Genomic DNA, 6,784 nt, shown 5'->3' with positions numbered 1-6,784 from the left:
TACACACCGCCGCAGACCTCAAACACATCCAGGACACCCTCAACAAAAGACCACGACCCACGCTCGACCTCGACACACCCGCCGACCGGCTCAACGCCCTACTCGCCCAAGCGGCCGCCTAACGCCGTTGCACTAACCACTTGACTTTGAGCCGCCGGAAACATCGTCAGATTCACAAATGAAAGCCACGCGAGTGCAGGGCGTTGTCGACCCTGGCGGTGTATGTGGCACGCCGGTAGCGCAGCAGGTCTCTGCTGACCCGGATGATCAGCCAGCCCAACTCGTTTAGGGCAAATTGCTTTCGATATCGCGTTGCCGCACCGCGGGGTCTGTCCAGTGTTGGGGCCCGTCGTACTCGATGCCGCGGTGACTCCGCGCCGCCATCCACCAGCGGAAGCACCCGTCGCAGTCTCGGGAGGTAGCGGGCACCAGGGTGCGCGGCCATCACCGCTTCGACGTCGGCCGGCTTGACGTCGGTGGCGTTGACCGGGGCGTCGAGTCGCTGCACCGCGACCGTCGGCGTTGCGATGTGGCGACCGAGATCGAACATGGTGCGGGCCGGTGCGGTGACATGCATTTCGCCCAAAGCTAGGAATTCGCCAGACAACAGCTTCTCGGTTCTGACGACGAGATTCGGTGGCGGCCTGCGGTTGTCGTGAATCAGCTCGGCAGGCTCTGTGGGGTCGATCCACTTGGTGCCAAGCACTGCAGCCGCCGACAGTCCCGCGACGACGCCGCGACGTTTCGACCACAGCCATGCGGCCTTGGCCCGCCGCTAACGCCTCTGATCCGACGAACGGCCACCGCGGTTCGATCACAGGCGCCACAGTGCGCGCGGCGATGTGTCCGGATGAGTCGGTAGCCTGCTGAGCGTGGCGCTCTACCGTAAGTACCGACCGGCAACATTCGCCGACGTGGTCGGGCAGGAGCATGTCACCGAACCGCTGTCCACCGCGCTGTCGGCGGGCCGCATCAACCACGCCTATCTGTTCTCCGGTCCGCGCGGCTGCGGCAAGACGTCGTCGGCCCGGATCCTGGCCCGGTCGCTGAACTGCGAGCAGGGCCCGACCCCGACGCCGTGCGGGGTGTGCGACTCGTGCGTCGCCCTTGCCCCCAACGGACCCGGCAGCGTCGACGTGGTCGAGCTCGACGCGGCCAGCCACGGTGGCGTTGACGACACCCGTGAGCTTCGCGACCGAGCGTTCTACGCCCCCGCGCAGTCGCGCTACCGCATCTTCATCGTCGACGAAGCGCACATGGTGACCACGGCGGGCTTCAACGCCTTGCTCAAGATCGTCGAGGAGCCACCCGACCACCTGATCTTCGTGTTCGCGACCACCGAACCGGAGAAGGTGCTGCCGACCATTCGCTCGCGCACCCACCACTACCCGTTCCGGCTGCTTGCGCCGCGCACGATGCGGTCGCTGGTGGAGCGGATCTGTGAGCAGGAGGGCGTCGAGGTCGACGAGACCGTCTACCCGCTGGTCATTCGTGCAGGCGGAGGCTCACCACGCGACACGCTCTCGGTGCTCGACCAGCTGCTCGCGGGCGCCGACGGGAACCGGGTCCTGTATCCGCGGGCGCTGGCTCTGCTTGGCGCCACCGATGTCGCGCTGATCGACGACGCCGTCGACGCGCTGGCAGCGGGCGACGCCGCGGCACTGTTCGGTGCCGTCGAGGGGGTCATCGACGCGGGCCATGATCCGCGCCGGTTCGCCACCGACCTGCTGGAACGCTTCCGCGACCTGATCGTGCTGCAGGCGGTGCCCGACGCCGCCGCCCGCGGTGTTGTCGACGCACCAGGCGACGTGTTGGACCGGATGCGCGACCAGGCCGCCCGCATCGGCGCAGGCACGCTGGCGAGGTATGCCGAGGTGGTGCACGCGGGACTCGGCGAGATGCGTGGCGCGACCGCGCCGCGACTGCTGCTCGAGGTGGTGTGCGCGCGCCTGCTGTTGCCCTCGGCCAGCGATACGGAATCGGCTCTGCTGCACCGGCTCGAGCGCATCGAGACCCGGCTCGACATGTCGATTCCCGCCGACAGCACCACCGCCGCCTCGCCCGCGGCGCGGGAGGCGAAGCCGTCGAAGCAGTTCGTCCGCAAGACCAAGGCCGCAGCACCGCAGGCGGAGGTGCCTCAACCGCAGGAGCGTGCCCCTGCGTCGGCTGCCAAGTCTGCGCCAGAACCGGTTTCGCCCGAACCCGTCGCGCCAGAAGCGGTGCAGCCACCCCCTGCCTCCCCGCCGCCTGTGCAGCCGCCAGCCGACCCGGTGGTGGAGGTGCCCGCCGCGTCCGCTGCCGCCGTCGTCGGCGAACCCGACGCCGCCTCGGTACGCAGGCAGTGGTCGACCGTGCTGGACAGGGTCCGCGACCGCAGCCGCTCGCTGGCGGTCATGCTGGCCGGGGCAGTCGTGCGCACCGTCGACGGTGGCACGCTGCTGCTCAACCACGAGTCCGCGCCGCTGGCCAAGCGGCTCAACGAGCAGCGCAACACCGACGTCGTCGAGGAAGCGCTCAAGGATGCACTCGGGGTGGGGTTCAAGGTGCGCTTCGAGGTCGGGTCGCCCGCCGGTGCCGCAGCGGCCGCCGGTGGCCACGACCACGCGATTGCGCGCGACGAGGAGGACAGCATGCTTGCCGAGGCTGGCAGCGACGACTCCGAAACAGTGCGCCGCGATCCCGAGGAGGCCGCGCTCGAGCTACTGCAGAACGAGCTCGGCGCCCGTCGCATCGACGGCAGCTAGGCCGCCTCTACGGCGTCCACCACGGCCGGAGCGGCAGCCCGCCGTCGTTGCCGTCGTCGTCGAGCTTGACCGCCAGAACCTGGTGCAGCTGAACGACATTGGTCTCGAAACCCAGCCGCGAGCCCGCTATGTAGAGTCCCCACACCTTGGCAGTCGGCAGCCCGACCTCCTCGACGGCCTCGTCCCAATGCTCGGCGAGGTTGCGGCTCCAGTCGCGCAGCGTCAACGCGTAGTGGTGGCGCAAATTCTCCTCGTGCACGACCTCGAGGCCGACGTCCTGCGCCTCGGTGATGATCCGGCCCGATCCGGTCAGCTCCCCGTCGGGGAAGACATAGCGGTCGATGAAGCCACCCGCCGAGGGGCCCTGCCGGTTGTCCGGGCGGGTGATGCAGTGGTTGAGCAGCAGCGCGCCCGGCCGCATCTTCGACTTGAGAAAGCCGAAGTACGACGGATAGTTCTGCACGCCGATGTGCTCGGTCAGCCCGATGGACGACACCGCGTCGAACCCTGATTCGGCGACGTCGCGGTAGTCGCCGTGCCGGACCTCGCATAGGTCGGACAGGCCGTCCTCGGCGATCGCCTTCTGCGCCCATGCCGCCTGCTCCTTGGACAGCGTCACCCCGATCGCCTTGACGCCGTGGCTGGCTGCGTAACGGACCATGCCGCCCCAGCCGCAGCCGACGTCCAACAGTCGATCGCCCGGCTTGAGACGCAGCTTCTCGAACACCAGCCGGTACTTGTTCTCCTGCGCTTCCTCGAGCGTTGCGTCGGCGTGCGGGTAGCACGCGCACGTGTATGTCATCGAAGGGCCGAGCACCCACTCATAGAACGTGTTGGAGACGTCGTAATGGTGATGGATCGCCTCCGCGTCGCGGGTCTTGCTGTGCCGCAGTCCTTCTGCGATGCGCCGCCAGCGAGGCAACGCCTCCTGCGGCGGCGGCGCGATCGGCTTGAGGTGTTCGATGCCGATCGAGCGGACGATGTTGGCCAGCACCCGAGCGGGCGGCCGCCTGAAGTCCATCTTGTCGGCGAGTGCCCGCAGGAGCTCGTACGGATCGGCGGGATGCACACCGAGCGGCGCGACGTCGCCTGCCACGTACGCGCGGGCCAACCCGAGCTCGCCCGGCGCGGTGGCGAGATAGGTGGTGCCGCGCGGGGTCAGCAGGTCCAACCCCACGGTGGCGTCCTGCGGTCCGGCCGTGCTCCCGTCGTACGCGGTGAACTTCAGCGGCAGTTGACCCGCGGCGAAGATCTCCAGGATCTCGGCAAGTTTCAGCCTTCGCGCCTGCGTAGGTGTCTGTTGCTCTTTGTATGTCGTCATCGGTGACCTCCGTTCATTGCGCTAGTGCTCATCGCCGTTGAACCGCCTTTGCATACAGGTCGAGGAGACGTGAATCGGGATCGTATGTCTTCTTTACGGTTTTGTAGGCCTCCCCGCCGTAAAGTTCGTCGAAATCATCCTGTGAATAAAACGCGTCGGAGTACAGCGATTTGTGTCCGTCCAGCTCGCTGACCCTGCGCTCGATCAGTTTGTTGGTGTAGCCGTCCTCCGGCCCGACGGGCACCGACGACCAGAAGCCGACGTTGACGTAGGTGTGGTGCGGCCGGATCGGGTACAGCGGCCAGTTCCCGTCGTCGCGCAGGCGCAGGGGACACAGCCAGATCGGCTCGATCGGAACGGTGGCCAGGAACCAGTCGAGGAACTCGACACACCGCTCGATCGGCACCTCGACGTCCTGCACGACGCGCTCCAACGGTGGCCGGCCGTTGCGCTTCTCGATCCGGTCGGCGATGTTGAAGCGCTGGTCGTAGCCGATCAGCTTCCAGTAGAAGCTGCTGCGCCGGAAACGCCGCGGCCAGAACCGCCTGATCTTCGGGTTCTGTGCGCCGAACGCCCGTGAGCACCAGAACCAGTCGGTGTCCCAGCGCCACAGGTAGTCGTGGATCGTCAGCCGGTCGTGCTTCTCGGTGCCGTCGTGCTGGATGGACCGGTAGTAGATGCGCTGGCCGGTGTAATCGCTGACGGGCCCCGGCGTCGCGGTCTGCACGCCGACGCACAGATAGCTTTCGTCCGCGCTGAACACCACGCCGTCGAGATAGTCGACCGGGGCACCGTCGATGCCGCCGGTCTCGATGATGCGATCCATCTCCGCGGCCAGCTCCTGCAGCGATCGAAATCGCAGGTGCCGCAGCGCCACGAACGGCTTCACCGGCTCCAGCTGGATCTTCAGTCGGACCGAATAGCCCAGCGTGCCGTACGAATTCGGAAAGGCGCGGAATAGGTCGCCGTTCTGCTCCTGTGATGCGGTGACCACGTCACCGGTGCCGGTGAGGATGTCCATCTCGAGCACCGACTCGTGCGGCAGGCCGTTGCGGAACGACGACGACTCGATGCCGAGCCCGGTCACCGCACCGCCGAGGGTGATGGTCTTCAGCTGCGGGACGACCAGCGGCGACAATCCGTATGGCAGTGTCGCGGCGACCAGGTCCTCGTAGGTGCACATGCCCGCGACGTCGGCGGTCCGTGCGTCGGGGTCCACCGAAATCACACCCGTCAGCCCCGAGACGTCCAGGCCCTTGGCGTTGCTCTTCGCGCGGGCGCGGAACAGATTGGAGGTCGGTTTGGCCAGCCGGACGGTGGCCGCAGGCGGGATCGCACGGTAGCTCGCGATGAGCCGCCGCACGCCGTCGGCGTGCGTAGCACGTGCTTCGGTGGCCGGGACAGACACGCATATACGCTAGTCCGCGTCTGCGGCCGATGCGACCGCATCACAACGAGGGGAGTCATAGGAGATGGGACAGGTCAGCGCCGCCAGCAGCGTCTTGATCGACGCCACACCGGAGAAAGTGTTGGCGGCTGTGGCGGATTACACAACGGTCCGCCCGAAGATCCTCTCGGCGCACTATCTCGACTACCAGGTTCTCGAAGGCGGGCAGGGCGCAGGCACCGTTGCGAGCTGGAAGTTGCAGGCGACCAAGTCGCGGGTGCGCGACGTCAAGGCCAACGTCGACGTGGCAGGCCACACCGTGATCGAGAAGGACGCCAACAGCTCGATGGTGACCAACTGGACCGTCGCGCCTGCCGGACCCGGCTCGTCGGTCACCGTCAAGACGTCGTGGAACGGCGCGGGCGGCATCGGCGGGTTTTTCGAGAAGACATTTGCGCCCTTGGGGCTGAAGAAGATTCAGGCCGAGGTGCTGGCGAACCTGAAGAAGGCCGTAGAAACCAGCTAGCGGGTCTGGACCCCGAGGAAGCCCGCGATACCGCGCACGACGGCGTCGGCGTAGCGCTGCCTGCCCTCGGGCGTGGTGATCAGGCCCCTGTCGGCGGGATTCTTCATGTTGCCCAGCTCGATGAGGATCGACGGGTACTGCGCCAGGTTGAGGCCCGCGATGTCGGAGCGAGGGTTGAGGCCGCCGGTGCCGATGTAGGTCGATGGCACCAGGCCCGAGGCCTGCAGTTGGTCGCGCATGGTCTGGGCGAACTGCACCGACGGTCCGGCCTGCACCTGGTTGAGCGGCGGCGACGAGTAGAGCACGTGGAATCCGCGGCCCGTCGGCGGGCCGCCGTCGGCGTGGATGCTGACGATGGCGTTGGGTTTCAGCGCATTGGCCATCGCCGCGCGCTCGTCGACGCACGGCCCGAGGCCGGTGTCGTTGCCTCGTGACATCGCGGTCCGCACGCCAAGCGCCGTGAGTGCCTGGCGGATCCGCAGCGTGGTTTCCCAGGTGAAGGTGTGTTCGGGATAGCCGTCCTCGGTGGAGGTGCCGCTTTCCTGGCAGTTCTTGGTGCCGCCGCGGCCGGTGGGCACCTGGCGGCTGATCGAGCTGTCGTTGGAGCCGTTGTGGCCGGGGTCGAGGAACACGATCATGCCCGCGATGTTGGCGGGCGCGGCGGATGCGGGGCTGGCAAGCGTCGACGCGGCGACGACGAGGCAAGTGGCCGCGGTCGCGCCGACACGCAGGGTGGCTGACACGTGCACGGCGTCAAGGTAGCGCCCGGGCGTCTACGCTTGAAAGGCCGAAACGCCGCGTGCCAG

5 protein-coding genes and 1 pseudogene are annotated in these 6,784 nt (G+C 67.5%); 2 read left to right on the top strand and 4 right to left on the bottom strand.

Going from position 1 to position 6,784, the window contains the following annotated elements; translation table 11 throughout:
• Positions 1–172 precede the first annotated feature (172 nt).
• Positions 173–775: pseudogene (locus tag D6M19_RS34580) on the bottom strand (hypothetical protein); the annotation flags it as partial.
• A gap of 97 nt (positions 776–872) precedes the next feature.
• Here D6M19_RS34580 and D6M19_RS24015 point away from each other — a divergent pair.
• The gene (locus D6M19_RS24015; RefSeq protein ID WP_123027767.1) at positions 873–2,744 is read left to right on the top strand and encodes a DNA polymerase III subunits gamma/tau; all 1,872 of its coding nucleotides are present in this window, start codon (positions 873–875) and stop codon (positions 2,742–2,744) included.
• Positions 2,745–2,751: 7 nt separating this feature from the next.
• Here the strand turns inward: D6M19_RS24015 and D6M19_RS24010 are convergent, their stop codons facing one another.
• Positions 2,752–4,065, bottom strand: a complete 1,314-nt coding sequence (locus tag D6M19_RS24010; RefSeq protein ID WP_123027766.1) for a class I SAM-dependent methyltransferase — start codon at positions 4,063–4,065, stop codon at positions 2,752–2,754.
• 28 nt (positions 4,066–4,093) lie between these two features.
• Positions 4,094–5,473: an FAD-binding oxidoreductase gene (locus D6M19_RS24005; protein ID WP_123027765.1), complete on the bottom strand. Its 1,380-nt coding sequence runs from the start codon at positions 5,471–5,473 to the stop codon at positions 4,094–4,096.
• A gap of 64 nt (positions 5,474–5,537) precedes the next feature.
• Here D6M19_RS24005 and D6M19_RS24000 point away from each other — a divergent pair, with 64 nt between their 5' ends.
• Entirely contained in the window at positions 5,538–5,978 is a 441-nt protein-coding gene (locus tag D6M19_RS24000) for an SRPBCC family protein (protein ID WP_123027764.1), read from the top strand.
• Here D6M19_RS24000 and D6M19_RS23995 read toward each other — a convergent pair.
• Positions 5,975–6,721: an Rv3717 family N-acetylmuramoyl-L-alanine amidase gene (locus D6M19_RS23995; RefSeq protein ID WP_123027784.1), complete on the bottom strand. Its 747-nt coding sequence runs from the start codon at positions 6,719–6,721 to the stop codon at positions 5,975–5,977. The genes D6M19_RS24000 and D6M19_RS23995 overlap by 4 nt on opposite strands.
• Between the last annotated feature and the right edge of the window lie 63 nt (positions 6,722–6,784).

The sequence above is a fragment of the Mycolicibacterium stellerae genome (genome assembly GCF_003719305.1).
Lineage (GTDB): Bacteria > Actinomycetota > Actinomycetes > Mycobacteriales > Mycobacteriaceae > Mycobacterium > Mycobacterium stellerae.
The sequence above is the reverse complement of the archived record's forward strand: the minus strand, read 5'-3'. Positions and strand labels throughout refer to the sequence as shown.